Source organism: Pseudoalteromonas sp. SG41-1, assembly GCF_014164575.1.
In the GTDB taxonomy this organism is placed as follows: domain Bacteria; phylum Pseudomonadota; class Gammaproteobacteria; order Enterobacterales; family Alteromonadaceae; genus Pseudoalteromonas; species Pseudoalteromonas rhizosphaerae.
Window position 1 is genome coordinate 1 of sequence record NZ_JACJFL010000039.1, and the last position, 16719, is coordinate 16719.

Consider the following 16719-nt stretch of genomic DNA (forward strand, 5'->3'; position numbering starts at 1 on the left):
ATTGCTTTATATTGTTAAAGAACGTTGCGGTTAAAGTTAAACTTTATCTCGCTAGGGCTGCGCATATTACGCTTTCCTATTTTTTTGTCAACACTTAATTTTAAACTTTCTTAAAAATCTAAACTCAAGTTTTACTCGACTAACTGATTAACTCTTGCCTCGCTAAGCGTTGCTGTCTGCCGTCTCAGTGGGGTCGCATTATAGGGAGATCCAAAAACAGATCAACCTTTTTTTGAAGAAAACTTAAAATAAAACACTGTTCGCTGAGTATTTAAGCTAAACGCTCAAAAACAACACTAAACTAGACTGTTTTTAACTATATAAGTGCAAGTTAAATGAAGAAACCCAGATTCAATCTTTAATCGAAAAAACGATCCACTACTGAAATGATCAATATTTTGATCAAATGACCTAAGTTTATAATCTTTACCTATGTATATTGTTAATAACTTATGAGGGTCAAACACTGACAGTCGCAGTTATCACGCATTTAAATCATAGGTAAAAGTAGACTCTATAGATTTATACAGCTACATATTCAGTAGCAAGATAACTTTCAAAGCTATAAATGTTATTACCGACCATGAAATTTAAATTAACAAGCTAGTTGAATAACAAATGGTTATTAAGGGAAGTAGATTCTAGTGACGCTTAGTGGGCTTACAAAGATGTTGGTTTGATAATGGTATAGTTGAAATGTTGCGCTATATACAGGGATACTGATAGCGATATTATTTTTTGCCAAATTTTAGATATTAAAAAGCCGAGCTTATGCTCGGCTTTTTGGTGTCTTTAAGACTTACTCAGCAGACTGCGCGTCTTCTTGAACTTCTTCGTTCGCAGATGTGCGACCTACTAGTTCAATATAAGCCATTGGTGCATTGTCACCAGCACGGAAGCCACACTTAATAATACGAGTGTAACCACCTGGACGGTCTGTATTGCGAGGACCGATTTCACTGAACAACTTACCAACTACTTCTTTATCACGCGTGCGAGCAAACGCTAAACGGCGATTTGCTACACTGTCAGTCTTAGCCAGTGTGATTAAAGGTTCAATTACACGACGTAACTCTTTCGCTTTTGGCAAAGTAGTTTTGATGATTTCATGTTTCACCAAAGAACCTGCCATATTGCTGAACATCGCTTTACGATGGCTGCTGTTACGGTTTAATTGACGACCACTCTTACGATGGCGCATGACCCTATCCTTCTAACTAAACTAATATAGTGATTTAGATTATTCAGCTAGGCTTGCAGGTGGCCAATTTTCTAGGCGCATACCTAGAGATAGACCACGTGAAGCTAGCACGTCTTTAATTTCAGTCAGAGACTTCTTGCCTAAGTTAGGCGTTTTAAGAAGCTCGACTTCTGTGCGCTGAACTAAATCACCGATATATTGAATTTGCTCGGCTTTCAAACAGTTTGCTGAACGCACTGTTAGTTCAAGATCATCAACTGGACGAAGTAGAATAGGATCGAATTCTGGCTTCTCTTCTTTCTCTTCTGGCTCAGTAACATCACGTAAGTCTACGAATGCTTCTAGCTGCTCAGCTAAGATAGTCGACGCACGGCGGATCGCTTCTTCTGGATCTATAGTGCCGTTTGTTTCCATATCAATGATTAACTTGTCTAAGTCTGTACGTTGTTCAACACGTGCTGATTCAACCGAGTACGCAATACGTTCAACTGGGCTAAATGATGCATCAAGCAACAATCTACCAATTGGACGCTCATCGTCATCAGAGGATAAACGGCTAGATGCCGGCACATACCCACGACCACGTTCAACACGAATTCGCATGCTGATCGCACTATTATCTGCCGTTAAATGACAAATAATATGATCTGGGTTGGCAATGGTTACATCGCCGTCGTGCTGAATATCAGCCGCAGTCACAGGGCCTACACCAGACTTAGTCAGGGTAAGAAAAACTTCATCTTTACCTTCCAAAGTAACTGCTAGACCTTTAAGATTTAACAGAATTTCAATGATGTCTTCTTGTACGCCTTCTTTCGCGCTGTATTCGTGCAACACACCGTCGATTTCAACTTCGGTTACTGCACATCCTGGCATTGACGAAAGAAGTATACGGCGTAAGGCATTCCCAAGAGTATGACCGAAGCCACGCTCTAATGGCTCTAAAACTACTTTAGAACGAGTTGGGTTAATAGCGTCGATATCGACTAACCTTGGTTTTAGAAATTCTGTAACAGAACCCTGCATTTTATCCTCTCTTAACTCTTAACTTTACTTAGAGTAAAGTTCGACGATTAGTTGTTCATTGATGTCCGCAGACAGGTCTGAACGCTCTGGTAGGCGTTTGAAATTACCTTCCATTTTCTTACCGTCAACTTCAACCCAAGTCGGTTTTTCACGTTGCTCGGCTAGTTCTAGAGCAGCGATGATACGAGCTTGTGTCTTAGACTTTTCACGGATAACTACTACATCTTCTGGAGTAATTACGAATGAAGGAATGTTCACTACACGACCATTAACTAAAACCGCTTTGTGGCTTACTAACTGACGTGCTTCAGCACGTGTGCTTGCAAAACCCATGCGGTATACAACATTGTCTAAACGTTGCTCTAAAAGCTGTAACAAGTTTTCACCTGTGTTGCCCTTAAGGCGAGCAGCTTCTTTGTAGTAGTTACGGAATTGCTTTTCTAATACACCGTAGATACGACGTACTTTTTGCTTTTCACGTAATTGTAAACCGTAATCAGATAAGCGACCTTTACGAGCGCCGTGCTGACCAGGTGCAGTCTCAAGTTTACACTTAGAGTCGATAGCTCTTACGCCGCTCTTAAGGAACAGGTCAGTACCTTCACGACGACTCAGCTTGAGCTTAGGGCCCAAATATCTTGCCATGTTATTTCTCCTAACCTATTGTTAAACGCGACGTTTCTTCGGTGGACGACAACCATTGTGTGGTATTGGCGTCACGTCAGTAATGTTGGTGATACGGTAACCAGCAGCATTCAAAGCACGTACAGCAGATTCACGACCTGGACCTGGACCTTTGATGAAAACTTCTAGATTTTTTAAACCGTATTCTTGAGCAGCAGTACCTGCACGCTCTGCAGCAACCTGAGCAGCGAATGGTGTAGATTTACGTGAACCACGGAAACCTGAACCACCGGCAGTAGCCCATGATAATGCATTACCTTGACGGTCGGTAATTGTAACAATAGTGTTGTTGAAAGAAGCATGAACATGAGCCATACCATCAGCAACTTGCTTTTTAACCTTTTTACGACGAATTGGTGTCTTAGCCATAATACTATCCCCTTATCGCTTAATAGGCTTACGAGGACCCTTACGGGTACGCGCGTTAGTCTTTGTTCTTTGACCACGTAGTGGTAAAGAGCGACGGTGACGTAGGCCACGGTAACAACCAAGGTCCATAAGGCGCTTGATATTCAAAGTAACTTCACGACGAAGATCACCTTCTACAGTGTACTTGCCAACTGCTTCACGCAATACGTCAAGTGTTTCGTCTGAAAGTTCACCGATTTTTGTGGTTTCGGCGATACCAGTCGCTACTAAGATAGCCTTAGAGCGAGTCTTACCTATGCCATAAATAGCTGTTAAACCAATAACTGCATGTTTATGATCAGGGACGTTAATGCCAGCGATACGGGCCACTAACACATCTCCTATATTTGAATTCGGTTATCATCTGTTTGAAGAGCCCGTAAGGATACTCAAACGAAGACCAAATCACAACTGAAAACACAGGCCGAGAAACCTCAGCCTGCACGACTTATAAATTAACCTTGCCTTTGCTTATGCTTAGGCTCACTGCAAATTACACGTACAACACCGGCACGTTTAATAACTTTACAGTTACGGCATATTTTCTTAACGGAAGCACGTACTTTCATTGCTCAACTCCGTAAACTGACCTTATCGACCGTAGCCTTTAAGGTTCGCTTTTTTCAGCACAGAATCATATTGATGAGACATCATATGAGTCTGTACTTGTGCCATAAAGTCCATGATCACAACAACGATAATCAAAATTGATGTACCGCCGAAGTAGAATGGCGTTTGCCATGCCATGGTCATGAATTCGGGCACCAGACAGATAAAGGTTATATACAAAGCACCTGCCAATGTCAGGCGTGTCATCACTTTATCAATGTATTTCGATGTCTGCTCGCCTGGACGAATACCTGGGATAAATGCGCCAGATTTTTTCAGGTTATCTGCTGTTTCACGTGGGTTAAAAACCAACGCTGTGTAGAAAAAGCAGAAGAAGATAATAGCCGCAGCTAAAACTATTGCATACAAAGGCTGACCTGGAGTCAACGTTGTAGCAATCGCTTGTAGCACATCAGCGACAGGACCTTCACCCTGGCCGAACCAGCTGGCAATAGTACCAGGGAACAGAATTATACTGCTAGCAAAGATTGGTGGAATAACACCCGCCATGTTTACTTTTAGTGGTAAATGCGTGCTTTGGGCAGCAAATACTTGACGACCTTGTTGGCGCTTTGCGTAGTTAACGACGATACGACGTTGTCCACGTTCAAAGAACACTACAAGATAAGTAACAGCGAATACGATTACCGCAATCAATAACAGTGCTAAAACATGTAAATCACCTTGGCGCGCCATTTCGGCTGTCGAACCAATAGCAGACGGCAGGTTAGCTACAATACCAACAAATATTAGAACTGAGATACCGTTACCGATACCACGTTCAGTTATTTGCTCGCCCAACCACATCAGGAACATAGTACCAGTTACTAAACTCACCACTGCGGTGAAGTAGAAACCGAGACCTGGGTTAACAACTAACCCGTCCATCATACCCGGTAAGCTTGTGGCAATACCGATCGATTGGATAGTAGCAAGCAAGAGCGTGCCGTAGCGTGTGTACTGGCTAATTTTCTTACGACCTTGTTCACCTTCTTTCTTAAGCTCTATAAACGGAGGATACATATGCGTTAATAGTTGCGTAATAATTGAAGCTGTGATGTAAGGCATTATACCCAGTGCTAACACCGAAGCGCGCTCAAGCGCACCACCGCTGAACATGTTGAACATTTCAACAATGGTGCCCTTTTGTTGCTCGAAGAAATCGGCAAGTACAGCGGCGTCAATCCCAGGGATTGGCACAAATGAACCTAGACGGTAAATAATGATAGCGCCCAATACGAATAGTAATCGACGTTTCAATTCCGAAAGCCCACTTTGTGCACTTTGTGTATCTTGACCTGGTTTAGCCATTAGTACTTCCTTAGTCTTCTACCTTGCCTCCGGCGGCTTCGATAGCTTCGCGAGCACCTTTAGAGGCTTTAAGGCCTTTAACGGTAACAGCGCGTGAAACTTCGCCAGATTTAACAACTTTAACGAACAGAACGTTCTTTTTAACTAGACCAGCTGCCTGTAGCGTACCTAGGTCTACCACATCGCCTTCAACTTTAGCGATCTCGTATAGGTTTATTTCTGCAGATACTAAAGATTTGCGAGAAGTGAAACCAAACTTAGGTAGACGACGTTGCATAGGCATTTGACCGCCTTCAAAACCAACGCGTACTTTACCGCCAGAACGTGACTTTTGACCTTTGTGACCACGGCCACCAGTCTTACCTAGACCAGAACCGATACCACGACCAACACGTTTACCAGCAGATTTAGAACCTGCAGCAGGAGAAAGTGTATTCAAATGCATTCGAATTACCCCTCAACCTTAACCATGTATGAAACTTGGTTGATCATACCACGTACACATGCTGTGTCTTCTAACTCAACAGTGTGATTGATACGACGTAAACCAAGACCGCGTAATGTAGCTTTATGTTTCGGTAAACGACCGATAGAGCTCTTTACTTGTGTTACTTTTACAGTTTTATTAGCCATGGTTTACCCCAGAATCTCGTCTACTCGAAGACCACGTTTTGCAGCGATCGACTGAGGAGAATTCATATTCTCAAGAGCTGAGATCGTTGCACGTACAACGTTGATCGGGTTAGTAGAACCGTAACATTTAGAAAGTACGTTCTGCACACCAGTAACTTCTAGTACTGCACGCATAGCACCACCTGCGATGATACCAGTACCTTCAGATGCTGGTTTCATAAACACAAGAGAGCCAGCATGACGTCCTTTAACAGGATGCTGTAATGTGTTGCCATTTAGGTCTACGTTGATCATGTTACGACGTGCTTTTTCCATTGCTTTTTGAATAGCAGCTGGAACTTCACGTGCTTTACCATAACCGAAACCTACTTTACCTGCGCCGTCACCAACTACAGTTAGTGCAGTGAAGCTAAAGATACGACCACCTTTAACTACTTTAGACACACGGTTCACCGCGATTAGCTTTTCAGCTAGATCAGGCTGTTGTTGCTTTGCTTCTACGTTAGCCATTGTCTACTCCTAGAATTGCAAACCGGCTTCACGCGCAGCATCTGCTAGCGCCTTCACACGGCCGTGATATTTAAAGCCACTGCGATCAAAAGCAATCTTTTCGATGCCTTTGTCAGCCGCACGTTCAGCAACCGCTTTACCAACTGCTTGCGCAGCTGCAACGTTGCCTGTGCCTTTAACTGTTTCGCTAATAGCTTTCTCAACAGTAGAAGCAGCAGCCAGTACATTACCCTCAGCGTTTACAACTTGAGCGTAAATGTGACGTGGCGTGCGGTGGATAACAAGACGCGTTGTGCCTTGTTCAATATAATTTCTACGAGTGCGTTTAGCACGACGTAGACGAGCTGTTTTTTTATCCATCGTCTTACCTTACTTCTTCTTAGCCTCTTTACGGCGTACATTCTCATCTGAATAACGAACACCTTTACCTTTATAAGGCTCAGGTTTACGGTATGCACGAATGTTAGCAGCTGTTTGACCAACTAACTGCTTATCTACGCCCTTAACTAGAACTTCTGTTTGGCTTGGAGTTTCAATCGTAATTCCTTCAGGAACTGCGAAATTAACTGGGTGTGAGAAACCAAGAGTTAAATCTAATGTTTTACCCTTAGCTGCAGCACGGTAACCAACGCCTACTAACTGAAGTTTCTTCTCGTAACCTTCATGCGTACCAACAATCATATTGTTGATTAGAGCGCGAGCAGTACCTGCTTGTGCCCATGCATTGGCTACGCCTTCACGAGGTAAAGTTGTAATAACGTTGTCGTTAAGTTGTACTTCAACTGCAGAGTTGATAGTACGCGTTAATTCGCCGTTTTTGCCTTTAACTGTGATGTCCTGGCCTTTTAATGTAACTTCTACACCGGCAGGAACATTAATTGGTGCCTTTGCTATGCGAGACATAGTTCCCCTCCGATTAAGCTACAAAACCAATGATTTCACCACCAACACCAGCACTACGTGCGGCGCGGTCTGTCATTAGGCCTTTAGAAGTTGATACGATAGCGATACCTAGACCACCCATTACCTTTGGTAATTCGTCACGTCTCTTATAGATACGTAAACCAGGGCGGCTAACACGCTGGATATTTTCAATAACAGCTTTGCCTTCGAAGTATTTCAACTCGATAGAAAGCTCAGGTTTAACATCACCGCTGATTGTGAAATCAACGATATAACCTTCATCTTTTAATACTTTAGCTAATGCTACTTTCAGCTTTGAATTAGGCATCGTTACAGATACTTTTTTCGCTGACTGACCGTTACGAATTCGTGTAAACAAATCCGCGATAGGATCTTGCAAGCTCATAGTCTTACTCCCGTGATTCTATTACCAGCTAGCCTTTTTAAGGCCAGGAATTTCACCGCGCATAGCTGCTTCGCGAACTTTAATACGGCTCATGCCGAATTTGCGAAGGTAACCATGTGGGCGGCCCGTAATGTTACAACGATTACGTTGACGTGCAGGGCTAGAATCACGTGGTAAAGCTTGTAGCTTAAGTACCGCGTCCCAACGATCATCGTCAGATGTTTTCACATCACTGATGATAGCTTTTAGTGCTGCGCGCTTTTCAGCGAACTGAGCAACTAATTTCGTGCGCTTTGCTTCGCGCGCTTTCATAGAATTCTTTGCCATAACCCTACCCTTATTTCTTGAATGGGAAGTTAAACGCTTCTAACAACGCACGGCCTTCCTCATCTGTTTTCGCAGATGTAGTGATTGTGATATCCATACCGCGTACGCGGTCTACTTTATCATAATCAATTTCTGGGAAGATGATTTGTTCACGTACGCCCATGCTGTAGTTACCACGTCCATCAAAAGACTTAGCACTTACACCACGGAAGTCACGGATACGTGGGATAGCGATTGAAACCAAACGCTCAAAAAAGTCCCACATACGCTCGCCGCGTAGGGTTACTTTACAACCAATTGGGTAGCCTTCACGTACTTTAAAGCCAGCAACAGATTTGCGTGCTTTAGTAATGAGTGGCTTCTGACCAGCGATTGCTTCTAGATCCGCAACAGCGTTGTCTAGAATTTTCTTGTCAGCTAGGGCTTCGCCCACGCCCATATTCAATGTGATCTTTTCGATCTGAGGGACTTGCATGACAGAGCTGAAACCAAACTTCTCTTGAAGTTCAGCAACTACTTTGTCTTTATATACTTCATGCAGTTTCGCCATCATTCTACTCCAACTATTAGATAGTTTTACCAGTAGATTTAAAGATACGTAATTTCTTACCATCTTCAATCTTGAAACCTACACGATCTGCTTTACTCGTTTCCGAGTTGAAGATCGCAACGTTTGATACGTCAATAGACGCTTCTTTCTCAACAATACCACCTGGCTGGTTCAATTGTGGAACCGGCTTTTGGTGCTTCTTGATTAAGTTAATGCCTTCGACAAATACTCGACCAGACTCGGTAACAACTGAAAGCACTTTGCCGCGCTTACCTTTGTCTTTACCTGCTAGAACGATTACTTCGTCATCACGACGGATTTTTGCTGCCATGATTGACTCCTTACAGTACTTCTGGGGCTAGTGAAACGATTTTCATGAACTTATCATTACGAAGTTCGCGAGTCACAGGGCCGAAAATACGTGTACCAATTGGCTGCAAGTTATCATTTAAGATAACAGCCGCATTGCTGTCAAAACGGATCAAAGAACCATCTGGACGACGAACGCCTTTCTTAGTACGCACAACTACCGCGTTTTTAACATCACCTTTCTTCACTTTACCGCGAGGAATCGCTTCTTTAACAGAAACTTTAATGATGTCACCAATCGCTGCATAACGACGGTGCGAACCGCCTAAGACTTTAATACACTGCACTTTGCGAGCGCCGCTGTTATCAGCAACTTCCAGCTGAGTTTGCATTTGGATCATGTTAATGACCTCCGGTGTAGTTATTACAACTGTCTTAAATTTGTTTAAAATCAAGACATTTAGGTTAAAAACCACTCAAAAAACAATCTAGTTGTCTCCCAAGGGCGGGCAATTGTATCAGCATTGCGGGGGTAGTGGTAGGTTATTTTTTAATTAATTTAGAATAACGAGGATGGTTGTTTTGTCGATGAAACATATTTTGCTATTTTAGCATTGATTATAAAACAATCAGGGCAATTTTATGCCCTGATTGTTTTATCACCGAATAAAATCGGCATTATTTGCCAAACAAACCTTTTAACTTATCTTTAATTTTATCTTTCGCTTTTTCTTTTACTTCATCTTCTGCCGCTTTGCTTACATCTAAGCTGATGCCAACATCATGAAATGGTCCTTTGATTCGCACTGGAATTTTAAAGCCGGTACTGTCATCTTGGGTACCCTGTCCTTCGAGTGAATCGACTATACCTGTCACTAAGCGGTAGTTAACTGTCGTTGCAGGTAGATTAACATCCCCTTCACCACTAATACGTACTAATGGACTTAACAAACTCAGATCTGTGTTTTTACCTACGCCATTGGTAAAGTTAAAGCTACCCGTTAGCGCAGAGAAGTCGGTTTGCTGGGAATTATCAAAGCCAGTATCTAGTCCTTGTGATATTGCACCAAAGTTACCCTTAATTAGCTCTTTGCCTTTGCGAACCATTTCAGCAATGTTGGCGCCTTTTACTGCACCATCGGCAAATTCAAATGCTAGTTTACCCTGTAGGGCACTCATAAAGTCTTTTTGGCTCTGACCTGATGTTGCTAAGTCCCAATTGAGTGAGCCTTTGCCCATTAGCTTATCGAAGCCAGCGGCATCTGTTAGCAATGGTTGTGCATCTATTTTATCTAACGAGAAGTTGGTGCTGATTTTGTAAGGAGCTTGTTTCGCATTAACCGTTACTGTGCCTTTACCATTACCTTCGTAGGCGGCAAACTTATCTAGGCTGATTTTTGCTACGCCTTTGTTAAGGTTTACAGTGAATTGATTAGCACCAAGTTTGATTTCATTTGCTTTTAAGCCACTTGAACGGATCACCACATTCGCATCTAAGGCATTTAAGCCACTTAAATCCATTTTTGTGTCATCCCATACAATTGGTTTGGTTGGCTCGTCACTTTTCGGTTCTGGTTTATCTGCTGGCGCTACCACCTCAGGTAAGTAAGGATTTAAGTCCAGCATACCTAAATCGATGTCAGCATTAACGGCTAAACGCTTACCTAAATTAAGCTCGCTTTTTCCTTTGATCTCTAATGCATCAAGAGTGGCGACTAATTCAGCTAGGTTGAACTTATCACCTTGCATACGCATTTTGCCGCTAACACTAAATGCATTAAAGGCGCTTTCTTTAGCGTTCAGCTCGACTCCCTGCCATTTAGCAATGTCTTTTACTGAATCACCACTGAGCGCTAATTGACCTTGAATATCTTTACCTTGACCGGCTATTAAGCCTTTAAACTCAACATCAACTAACTTTGAAGTGACATCAGTTGTCACATTAAATGTATCACCTTCTATTGCTTTAGCTGGGTTATCAACTGTTACATCAAGCTCAAAGCGCTCTTGCATATAAGTGATCCCACCTTTTACTTCGAGTGATTTATGCAGTGAAGGCAGTAAAATAGCTAATTCTAAATCGCTAATTTGCTGTTTAGCTCCCGTTTGACCATCTAAATAAGTAAACGACCCACCATATATAGCTACTTCACCTAATTGAATATCAAAGTTTTCAGGTAGTTTGACTGCCTCACCTGCTTGAGTTTGCTGCTCAGGTTTCGTAGCTACTGCATCAAATAACTGCCAGTTAGCTTTACCATTTTTATCTGTTTCAAGCAGAATGTTTGGTTCATTGATCACAAACTTTTCTAGTTTAAGTTCACCACCAAATAGCGAAAACCAAGGAATATGAACTGCAAGTTGCTGCATGCTTGCCATATCTGCACGTGAGCCAGTTTTCATATTGGCAAAATGCACATCTTCAAGTTCAAGCTTCAAAGAAGGAAAAACGGATAATGTTTTATCGCCTTTAATAGTTAAAGTACGCCCTGTGGTTTGCTCAACCTGCTCAGAGACTTTATTAAAAATGGCATCGGTTGGAATTAAAAACGGTGCAGCAATAATTAAAGCAACAAGCAATAATAATATGACACCAATAACTTTAAATAAGGTCTTCATGATGGTCCTTTCAAATGTGCAAATAATGTTCTTATCATAGCGGGAGTTAGCATTAAAATCATTGTGCAACGAATAAAAATGCTATTCCCTGCATTCTACATTGAATATATGAATTGTGACTGAAATATTTTGATACCTTTAGGTTACAAAAAACAACTTGACCAAATGATACCCCAAGGTTACATTGATACCTGTAGGTTACAAAAATATAAATTAACACTTTCACAGGATGGACTTTATGAAACAACAAGATATTAAAACCGAAGAAAAATTTATGAACCAAAACGCATGGTTTTCGATCTTCATGGGTATAACCTTACTAATTATTAGCGTTTACCCCATGCTTAATCACACATCAGCACCGCTGCTGTTTTTAGGAAGTGCTGCTTTTCTTGGTTCATTTTTTATGTTTGTGATCAGAGGTGGCTTTACATGGAAATTAAGTTACCGCCTGACTTATAAAGATGAGTATTTAAATACTATAGACACGATAGCCTATAAACATGTTGTACTCGCTCTGCTGTTTAGCATGGGGGCGATATATTTAGCTTCAGATAACCTTGCTGTTGATGTAACACACAGTACCATGGCCACCTTTTACTTAGCTGTTATGAGTTTGGTATATGGCTTTTCAATTTTTTGGCAAAGCCGTGATTAGGAGATAATGTGCAAAACCATATAGCTGAATTTCGCAAAGCCGCTGGGCTTTCACAGCAAGAGCTAGCCGATGCTATCGCCGTTTCACGCAAAACAATCAGCACGGTCGAAACATCACGCTTTACACCTTCAGTGATCATTGCATTGAAGATAGCTCGGCAGTTTGAAACTACTGTGGAGCAGTTATTTTCACTTGAAGAAGCAGATTAACCCCTTTAAATGCAATCTTGTGCAGATTTAACTTATCAAGATTGCATCCCCTGTATTCTCCGGTATGATGCACAGCCCTGTTGTTTTAAGACGTTTTGCGCTAAAATTAAACAACTGAAAAATGTATTTAACCGGAGTACCATCAGGCATGAAAAAATTGCTCATTTCACCTTCACAAATGGCATTAGGCGAACAAGAAGGCCATATTTATCAAAATATTCTAAAGCAGGCTTCTGAAATCAGCTTAAACCTGATGGCGGTGAAAATAGAAAATCATCCTGAAGACTTCTTAGGTTGGTGCTATGAACTACTTAATGCTAGCCGTGACCGTATTAATCATGACTTACTCGAAACCAATCAATTACCAATTTTAAAAAAGCTTAATGACTTATTAGTTTCAGCAATTAGCTTCTTACAATTGAAAACATTACGCGTAGCGCCTTGGCCTGTAGTTAGTGTATTTATAGAGCAACATAAAGATGTGTTAGCCCTTGATGAACAGTTACGCCTTGCCAACTATATAGCTGGTATTCGCGAGCAATCACTGAAAGAGATGATCCCTGAAGATTTATTAGCATTTAGTGGCAAACATACTTCTGCACTGGATCCAAGTAGTTATAATTTTGATGTTGAATGGTTTAGCTCTACTAAAAGCGCCAAAGCTTTTCATCAAATGCTTGCCGACCTGCCTGCATTATTTGATGAAGCATTAGCACATATACCTTTAGAAGGTGAAGTAACTGAAGCTGATTACCAAGAATTTGTGGTCAAATATTTAAAAGCCTTTACTGATAGCAATGAAAAGCCAACGCTTGCACCGGCAACTCGTCTATTAGCAATGCGCCGCCCAGATGTTTTTACACCAATTAATAACACCCGTTTAGATGCACTTTGTTCAGCATTGGCTATTACTAAATTAAATAATCGTGACTTTGCGCGTTATTGGCAGGATATTGTCCAAGCAGTTCATGGTATGTCTTGGTTTAAAATGGCAAGTGGTGACAGCGAGCTGGATCAACAACTTGTTGCAATCAAAGCGTTAATTCCGTGCTTCTTCTACCACGCGGACAAAAACACGCCTGAAAACTCTAACTACATCAAGTTATTGAGTAAACCAAAGCGTACAACAACCACTGGCACTAGAAAAGTGCGTCGTGGTAAAGAGTCTGCTGAAATACTTGTTGATCGCGCACTTGCTGCTGACGATATGCCTGAGCATATTCGCGCAAAGCGTGATTCAATTATCAGCGAAGTACAAAAAGGCCGTGGCGTGAACGAAACAATCAGCCTAATGCGTACTATTTTTGGTTAAACCACAGTAAAAAATACAAAAACCCGCTGCAACTGAGTTGTGCATGCGGGTTTTTTTACGCACCAATAAAGTGCGCAGGCTTCGTAAAAAACAATCTCCTCCTTTCACTATAAATATTTATATCGTTGTTTATAAAGTAATTTAAATATAAATTATTGCTTTTCATTTAACTTGGCACAAGCAGTGCAATTATCCTGGTAGACAACTAAAAATAGGATCCGCAATTATAGACTGCAATCTAATTAATAATTGCGAGCCAAAAAATCAGCATAACAACAGGATACCAAACATGTTAAAACTAAAATCAGCAATTGCGATCAGCACACTTGTACTCATGGGTGCAACATCTACAGCAGCATATGCAGAAGTAACAGCCAATGCCGCAGCAACTTCAAACTACTTATGGCGTGGTCAAGAACAAACCGGTGGTGATGCTGCAATTTCAGGTGGTATTGATTATGCCAACGAATCAGGTTTTTATGCTGGTACTTGGGCTTCAAATGCAAGCTGGGCCGATGAAATGACCTACGAGCTTGATCTCTATGCTGGTTTTGGTGGCGATATTAATGAAAATATGAGCTACGACGTTGGCTACATCTATTACGCTTACCCTGATGCAGCTTCTGGCGCAGACGCTGATTTTTCTGAAATTTACGGTAGCATCAGTATGGGTGGCTTTAGCTTTGGCGCATCAGTTCTTGCAACTTCAGCCGCAAGCGGTGATGGCACAGACTTTGGTGATTCGCTATACCTGACTGCAGATTACGGTTTTGCTGTTGGTACTAATGGCACTGAAATGGCTTTACACTTAGGTCACTACTCTGGTGATTTTATTGGTGATGACGATATCATCGACTACGGCGTATCTATCTCTAAAGATGGCTTCACTTTTGGTCTATCTGATACCGATATGGATGACAGTGATATTAAGGCTTACGTTGCTTTTTCAATGGACTTTAGCCTATAAAAAGAATGTGTTACTTGCTGCAACACTAAGGGCCGTAAGGCCCTTTCTCGATCTTGGTAAGCGGTAAAAGCGACTAAGTTCAGATTTAATGTCAAGACTTACCCTAAACTCAGACTGCTTATAGCTTAAAACTCCTATGGCACACTGTGCCCTGTTGAACCTTGCCAAATACGATACCATTGTTCACGACTGAGTTTTAACTGCTTAGCGGCAACAGCCGATTTAACACGCTCAATGTTGCCAGTGCCCAGTACCACTGATGGGGAACTTGGGTGCATTAATAACCACGCGTAAACCACTTGATCAATAGAACTTGCACCAATTTCGCTGCCGACTTGTTCGAGTACATGACGCAGGCGAATCGCTTTTTCATCATTTTCTGCAAAAATGCGACCGCCAGCCAAAGGTGACCAACACATAGGTTTAATATCAAGTAACTGACATTGGTCTAAACTACCATCATCAAGTGCTTGCATTTCATACGGTGAAAATTCAATTTGATTGGTCACCAATTCAAAATCAAGACGCGACTGCAATAAACTTAGTTGTGATGGCGTAAAGTTTGATACACCAAAATCGAGTACATCACCATTTTGCTTAAGAGTAGTGAATGCCTCAGCTACTTCGTCTGCATTCATCAAATAATCAGGGCGATGAATAAGTAATGCATCTAATCTATCGGTATTAAAATGCTTTAACGATTGCTGTGCTGAGCTAATAATATGTGCGGCACTCGAATCGTAATGATTAGCTTGGCCTGCTAATCCTAAGCTTGCAAAAGCAGGTTTAATACCACACTTGGTAATAATTCTAATCTCATCTCGAATACTTGGCTTTAAAGCCAAGGTTTTACCAAACTCTGCTTCACAGCCATATCCACCGTAAATGTCAGCGTGATCGGTGTGCCTTACGCCAGCTTCAATTGCTTGCTCGAGAAAAGCTAAACACTGTTGTGGAGTAATTTGCCAATCTAATAATCGCCAAAACCCTAGTACTAGTTCGTCAATTTTACGCTCTGCGTTGTTCATTATTATCTCTCAACTATTTGGTGCACGATGCTAAAAAATGCCAGCCTTTATATGAATGGACTATATTCTACTAACTTAATATACTTTTAATAGAGAGAAGAAGATAATATATCCAGCATAGAAAAAGCACCCATTAAAAAGTGAGTGCGATGCTAACTATATGATTGAGTTAAATAAGGTTAAGGTACTTAACTAGTACAACTTTAACATGATCTTTGATTATTAAAAATTACTGCACTTTATACGGTACCTGTGCACAACTCACCTCAACTGTTTTTGGGTACCAAATAGGCCCAACTTCGTTAACAACCAGTTCTGCTAAGCCATTAGTAAATGATTTATAAGTGTGCACACTTTGCCATTGCGGATCAGGGCAAATCTCAGATAAATCAACCGCATTCGAGCCCTCATAAAGAGCGGCGGCAAAGTTGTGATGCCATTGCTCACTTTTATGGTTTTCAGCTAAGTCATCATATTCACCGTTATCAAAATGAATATTAGTACACCCCGCTAACACGACAATAAATACAATAGTGAACAACCCTGTTAACTTTTTCATATTCCAACTCCTTCGCTACCTTGCTCCTGACACCAGACTTTAATTGTGTGTGGTGCATAAATACCTAACGTGACTAACCCTAGCGCACCATCGGTAAATGTTTGTTGTGATTGCATTTGCACCACAGTTTGATCGCCACATACCTTTTTTACATCAACACGCTGCTCACCAACCAGTCCCCACATAAAAAATGGACGGCTATCTTGATAAGTTGGTTTTGAGCTAAGTTTAGCCATTTTTTGTGGTTGGATTGTTACAGCTGAACACCCTCCAAGCACAATAAATAACAAACTTATTAAAAAAATTCGCATAACTTAATCCTGATTAATTTAGTGGTGCAGAGTGTAAAATGAATGCCTACTAAAAAAAGTAAGAAACTGTATTGAAAATGTAGAAACAAACTGTATTCATTAGCTTGGCAAGCTTTTGTAGGAACTTTATCTTATTTAGAGCACCTAAAATGCAGTAACATTCTTTTTAGTCAAATTAC

At 41.3% G+C, this 16719-nt stretch carries 25 protein-coding genes; 4 read left to right on the top strand and 21 right to left on the bottom strand.

Annotated elements, in window-relative coordinates; translation table 11 throughout:
• Positions 1-799: 799 nt before the first annotated feature.
• From rplQ to H5203_RS17320, 18 genes are all read right to left on the bottom strand, one after another.
• Positions 800-1201, bottom strand: a complete 402-nt coding sequence (gene rplQ / locus H5203_RS17235; RefSeq protein ID WP_016710207.1) for a 50S ribosomal protein L17 — start codon at positions 1199-1201, stop codon at positions 800-802.
• A 39-nt stretch (positions 1202-1240) separates the two neighbouring features.
• A complete protein-coding gene (locus H5203_RS17240) occupies positions 1241-2227 on the bottom strand; it encodes a DNA-directed RNA polymerase subunit alpha (RefSeq protein WP_145241913.1) in 987 nt (328 codons plus the stop codon).
• A gap of 24 nt (positions 2228-2251) precedes the next feature.
• Positions 2252-2872 (bottom strand): 30S ribosomal protein S4, encoded by a 621-nt coding sequence (gene rpsD, locus H5203_RS17245; RefSeq protein ID WP_016710205.1) that lies wholly within the window; start codon positions 2870-2872, stop codon positions 2252-2254.
• A 21-nt stretch (positions 2873-2893) separates the two neighbouring features.
• On the bottom strand, positions 2894-3280 hold the full coding sequence (gene rpsK / locus H5203_RS17250) for a 30S ribosomal protein S11 (RefSeq protein ID WP_002959471.1): 387 nt from the start codon (positions 3278-3280) through the stop codon (positions 2894-2896).
• Positions 3281-3292: 12 nt separating this feature from the next.
• Positions 3293-3649, bottom strand: coding sequence for a 30S ribosomal protein S13 (gene rpsM, locus H5203_RS17255; RefSeq protein ID WP_145241916.1), 357 nt, complete (start codon positions 3647-3649; stop codon positions 3293-3295).
• A 125-nt stretch (positions 3650-3774) separates the two neighbouring features.
• A complete protein-coding gene (gene rpmJ / locus H5203_RS17260) occupies positions 3775-3888 on the bottom strand; it encodes a 50S ribosomal protein L36 (protein WP_002959476.1) in 114 nt (37 codons plus the stop codon).
• Between the two features lie 22 nt (positions 3889-3910).
• Entirely contained in the window at positions 3911-5239 is a 1329-nt protein-coding gene (gene secY / locus H5203_RS17265) for a preprotein translocase subunit SecY (protein WP_145241918.1), read from the bottom strand.
• Between the two features lie 10 nt (positions 5240-5249).
• Positions 5250-5684, bottom strand: coding sequence for a 50S ribosomal protein L15 (gene rplO / locus H5203_RS17270; RefSeq protein ID WP_064668467.1), 435 nt, complete (start codon positions 5682-5684; stop codon positions 5250-5252).
• A gap of 5 nt (positions 5685-5689) precedes the next feature.
• Complete coding sequence (gene rpmD / locus H5203_RS17275) at positions 5690-5872, bottom strand: 50S ribosomal protein L30 (RefSeq protein WP_016710201.1); 183 nt, start codon at positions 5870-5872, stop codon at positions 5690-5692.
• 3 nt (positions 5873-5875) lie between these two features.
• Positions 5876-6382, bottom strand: a complete 507-nt coding sequence (gene rpsE / locus H5203_RS17280) for a 30S ribosomal protein S5 (protein ID WP_002959485.1) — start codon at positions 6380-6382, stop codon at positions 5876-5878.
• Positions 6383-6391: 9 nt separating this feature from the next.
• Positions 6392-6742 (bottom strand): 50S ribosomal protein L18, encoded by a 351-nt coding sequence (rplR, locus tag H5203_RS17285; protein WP_008115388.1) that lies wholly within the window; start codon positions 6740-6742, stop codon positions 6392-6394.
• A gap of 9 nt (positions 6743-6751) precedes the next feature.
• Complete coding sequence (gene rplF, locus H5203_RS17290) at positions 6752-7285, bottom strand: 50S ribosomal protein L6 (RefSeq protein WP_145241920.1); 534 nt, start codon at positions 7283-7285, stop codon at positions 6752-6754.
• A 13-nt stretch (positions 7286-7298) separates the two neighbouring features.
• Entirely contained in the window at positions 7299-7691 is a 393-nt protein-coding gene (rpsH, locus tag H5203_RS17295; RefSeq protein WP_145241923.1) for a 30S ribosomal protein S8, read from the bottom strand.
• A gap of 21 nt (positions 7692-7712) precedes the next feature.
• Positions 7713-8018, bottom strand: a complete 306-nt coding sequence (gene rpsN, locus H5203_RS17300) for a 30S ribosomal protein S14 (protein WP_058562128.1) — start codon at positions 8016-8018, stop codon at positions 7713-7715.
• A 10-nt stretch (positions 8019-8028) separates the two neighbouring features.
• Positions 8029-8568: a 50S ribosomal protein L5 gene (rplE, locus tag H5203_RS17305; protein ID WP_016710195.1), complete on the bottom strand. Its 540-nt coding sequence runs from the start codon at positions 8566-8568 to the stop codon at positions 8029-8031.
• Positions 8569-8584: 16 nt separating this feature from the next.
• A complete protein-coding gene (gene rplX, locus H5203_RS17310; protein WP_016710194.1) occupies positions 8585-8899 on the bottom strand; it encodes a 50S ribosomal protein L24 in 315 nt (104 codons plus the stop codon).
• 10 nt (positions 8900-8909) lie between these two features.
• On the bottom strand, positions 8910-9278 hold the full coding sequence (gene rplN / locus H5203_RS17315) for a 50S ribosomal protein L14 (protein WP_011329449.1): 369 nt from the start codon (positions 9276-9278) through the stop codon (positions 8910-8912).
• 277 nt (positions 9279-9555) lie between these two features.
• On the bottom strand, positions 9556-11496 hold the full coding sequence (locus H5203_RS17320; RefSeq protein ID WP_182820030.1) for an AsmA family protein: 1941 nt from the start codon (positions 11494-11496) through the stop codon (positions 9556-9558).
• 238 nt (positions 11497-11734) lie between these two features.
• Between H5203_RS17320 and H5203_RS17325 the strand changes: the two genes are divergently transcribed.
• The 4 genes from H5203_RS17325 to H5203_RS17340 all read left to right on the top strand — a co-directional run bounded on the left by H5203_RS17325 (position 11735) and on the right by H5203_RS17340 (position 14642).
• Positions 11735-12154: a hypothetical protein gene (locus H5203_RS17325; RefSeq protein ID WP_145241927.1), complete on the top strand. Its 420-nt coding sequence runs from the start codon at positions 11735-11737 to the stop codon at positions 12152-12154.
• Between the two features lie 8 nt (positions 12155-12162).
• Positions 12163-12363 carry a helix-turn-helix transcriptional regulator gene (locus H5203_RS17330; RefSeq protein ID WP_145241929.1) on the top strand — a complete coding sequence of 67 codons (201 nt, stop codon included), beginning with the start codon at positions 12163-12165 and terminating at the stop codon, positions 12361-12363.
• Between the two features lie 148 nt (positions 12364-12511).
• Positions 12512-13675, top strand: coding sequence for a hypothetical protein (locus H5203_RS17335; RefSeq protein WP_145241931.1), 1164 nt, complete (start codon positions 12512-12514; stop codon positions 13673-13675).
• Positions 13676-13964: 289 nt separating this feature from the next.
• A complete protein-coding gene (locus tag H5203_RS17340) occupies positions 13965-14642 on the top strand; it encodes a TorF family putative porin (protein ID WP_145241933.1) in 678 nt (225 codons plus the stop codon).
• 134 nt (positions 14643-14776) lie between these two features.
• Here H5203_RS17340 and H5203_RS17345 read toward each other — a convergent pair whose 3' ends face one another.
• The 3 genes from H5203_RS17345 to H5203_RS17355 all read right to left on the bottom strand — a co-directional run bounded on the left by H5203_RS17345 (position 14777) and on the right by H5203_RS17355 (position 16540).
• Positions 14777-15670, bottom strand: coding sequence for an aldo/keto reductase family oxidoreductase (locus H5203_RS17345; protein WP_145241935.1), 894 nt, complete (start codon positions 15668-15670; stop codon positions 14777-14779).
• A 229-nt stretch (positions 15671-15899) separates the two neighbouring features.
• Positions 15900-16229 (bottom strand): Bor/Iss family lipoprotein, encoded by a 330-nt coding sequence (locus H5203_RS17350; RefSeq protein WP_145241937.1) that lies wholly within the window; start codon positions 16227-16229, stop codon positions 15900-15902.
• Complete coding sequence (locus H5203_RS17355) at positions 16226-16540, bottom strand: Bor family protein (RefSeq protein WP_145241939.1); 315 nt, start codon at positions 16538-16540, stop codon at positions 16226-16228. Before H5203_RS17355 ends, H5203_RS17350 begins: the two co-directional genes overlap by 4 nt.
• Positions 16541-16719: the final 179 nt, after the last annotated feature.

Bases quoted from the DNA above. Each gene is read 5' to 3' on its own strand.
- H5203_RS17345 (WP_145241935.1), bottom strand. From the start codon at position 15,670: ATGAACAACGCAGAGCGTAAAATTGACGAACTAGTACTAGGGTTTTGG.
- rplE (WP_016710195.1), bottom strand. From the start codon at position 8,568: ATGGCGAAACTGCATGAAGTATATAAAGACAAAGTAGTTGCTGAACTT.
- H5203_RS17335 (WP_145241931.1), top strand. From the start codon at position 12,512: ATGAAAAAATTGCTCATTTCACCTTCACAAATGGCATTAGGCGAACAA.
- H5203_RS17325 (WP_145241927.1), top strand. From the start codon at position 11,735: ATGAAACAACAAGATATTAAAACCGAAGAAAAATTTATGAACCAAAAC.
- rpsK (WP_002959471.1), bottom strand. From the start codon at position 3,280: ATGGCTAAGACACCAATTCGTCGTAAAAAGGTTAAAAAGCAAGTTGCT.
- rpsN (WP_058562128.1), bottom strand. From the start codon at position 8,018: ATGGCAAAGAATTCTATGAAAGCGCGCGAAGCAAAGCGCACGAAATTA.
- H5203_RS17350 (WP_145241937.1), bottom strand. From the start codon at position 16,229: ATGAAAAAGTTAACAGGGTTGTTCACTATTGTATTTATTGTCGTGTTA.
- H5203_RS17355 (WP_145241939.1), bottom strand. From the start codon at position 16,540: ATGCGAATTTTTTTAATAAGTTTGTTATTTATTGTGCTTGGAGGGTGT.
- rplR (WP_008115388.1), bottom strand. From the start codon at position 6,742: ATGGATAAAAAAACAGCTCGTCTACGTCGTGCTAAACGCACTCGTAGA.
- rplO (WP_064668467.1), bottom strand. From the start codon at position 5,684: ATGCATTTGAATACACTTTCTCCTGCTGCAGGTTCTAAATCTGCTGGT.
- H5203_RS17340 (WP_145241933.1), top strand. From the start codon at position 13,965: ATGTTAAAACTAAAATCAGCAATTGCGATCAGCACACTTGTACTCATG.
- H5203_RS17240 (WP_145241913.1), bottom strand. From the start codon at position 2,227: ATGCAGGGTTCTGTTACAGAATTTCTAAAACCAAGGTTAGTCGATATC.
- rplF (WP_145241920.1), bottom strand. From the start codon at position 7,285: ATGTCTCGCATAGCAAAGGCACCAATTAATGTTCCTGCCGGTGTAGAA.
- rplN (WP_011329449.1), bottom strand. From the start codon at position 9,278: ATGATCCAAATGCAAACTCAGCTGGAAGTTGCTGATAACAGCGGCGCT.
- rplX (WP_016710194.1), bottom strand. From the start codon at position 8,899: ATGGCAGCAAAAATCCGTCGTGATGACGAAGTAATCGTTCTAGCAGGT.
- secY (WP_145241918.1), bottom strand. From the start codon at position 5,239: ATGGCTAAACCAGGTCAAGATACACAAAGTGCACAAAGTGGGCTTTCG.
- rplQ (WP_016710207.1), bottom strand. From the start codon at position 1,201: ATGCGCCATCGTAAGAGTGGTCGTCAATTAAACCGTAACAGCAGCCAT.
- rpmJ (WP_002959476.1), bottom strand. From the start codon at position 3,888: ATGAAAGTACGTGCTTCCGTTAAGAAAATATGCCGTAACTGTAAAGTT.
- rpsE (WP_002959485.1), bottom strand. From the start codon at position 6,382: ATGGCTAACGTAGAAGCAAAGCAACAACAGCCTGATCTAGCTGAAAAG.
- rpmD (WP_016710201.1), bottom strand. From the start codon at position 5,872: ATGGCTAATAAAACTGTAAAAGTAACACAAGTAAAGAGCTCTATCGGT.
- rpsD (WP_016710205.1), bottom strand. From the start codon at position 2,872: ATGGCAAGATATTTGGGCCCTAAGCTCAAGCTGAGTCGTCGTGAAGGT.
- rpsH (WP_145241923.1), bottom strand. From the start codon at position 7,691: ATGAGCTTGCAAGATCCTATCGCGGATTTGTTTACACGAATTCGTAAC.
- H5203_RS17320 (WP_182820030.1), bottom strand. From the start codon at position 11,496: ATGAAGACCTTATTTAAAGTTATTGGTGTCATATTATTATTGCTTGTT.